At 61.7% G+C, this 1136-nt stretch carries 1 protein-coding gene; it reads left to right on the forward strand.

Annotation, left to right across the window (positions count from 1 at the left end; genetic code table 11):
- Nucleotides 1-1136, forward strand: a 1136-nt coding sequence (locus tag CD932_RS27960; protein ID WP_303396109.1) for a GLUG motif-containing protein, incomplete at both ends; no start/stop codon positions are given.

A 1136-nucleotide genomic window follows, 5' to 3' on the forward strand; every position in this document is an offset into this window, starting at 1 on the left:
ACCGACACCGCCCCCGTGGGCCTGTTCGGCAATATCGGCGCCACTGGTGCGGTGCGCAACCTGGGCTTGGTCGGCGTCAATATCTCGGGCGGAACGGCCTCGAACGGCGCTTACGGCAATGTCGGCGCGTTGGCCGGCAACAATAGCGGCAATATCGACAATGTGTACAGCGGCGGCCAGGTCGGCGGCTTGGCCAACAGCAGGATCGGCGGACTGGTGGGCAGCAATTCCGGTACCATCAGCAACAGCCATACCACTGGCGCGATGACGTCAATGTCCTTTAATACCATGGGCGGTCTGGTGTCGTTTAACTCGGTGGACGGCGTGATCCGCAATAGCTACAGCACGGCGGCTGTGACCAATAGCTTTAGATATGGCGCCGCAGGCGGACTGGTGGGCGCGAACGCGGGCACCATCACCGACAGCTATGCCACCGGCGATGTCAACGGCGCTCGTGCGGGCGGCCTGGTCGGCTACACGCTTAGCGGCTATGGGACGATCAGCAACAGCCATGCTGCCGGCAATGTCACCGGCTTAGATAGCGTGGGCGGCCTGGTCGGCTCGTTGTACGGTTCGATGGACAACAGCTATGCCACCGGCAGCGTCACGGGCGGCATCAGGGTTGGGGGACTGGCCGGCGTGTCCCAAGCCGACGTGAGCAACAGCTATGCGACCGGCAACATCTCGGGTAACTACAAGATCGGTGGCTTGTTCGGACACAATCGGGGCAACATTAGCAATGTCTATTTCTCCGGCAAGAACAACGGTACTTCGTCGCTAGGCGGCATCGCCGGCGTCAATGATGGCATCATTGTCAACGCCTTCTTCAACAACGATCTCAATCCCGGCATGTCCCCCGCAGGCGCCGGCAGTTACGGCATCACGTCCAACGCGCTGGCGCTGACCAGCGCGCAGATGCTGGCGCCCGACAACTATGTTGGCTTCACCACCACCACCACCCCTGGCGCCACCGGCAACAACTGGGTGATGGTGGGCAGTGACGGTGCGCTCAACGGCAGCGGCGGCACGCTGCCGATGCTGGCGTCCGAGTGGTCCAGAACCATCAATGGTACGCATCAATTGCAATTGATGGCGATGGACAAGAGCGCCAGCTACACGCTGGGCAGCAATTTCAG

Origin of the sequence: Janthinobacterium sp. PC23-8, from assembly GCF_002250505.1 — a bacterium.
GTDB lineage: Bacteria > Pseudomonadota > Gammaproteobacteria > Burkholderiales > Burkholderiaceae_D > Janthinobacterium.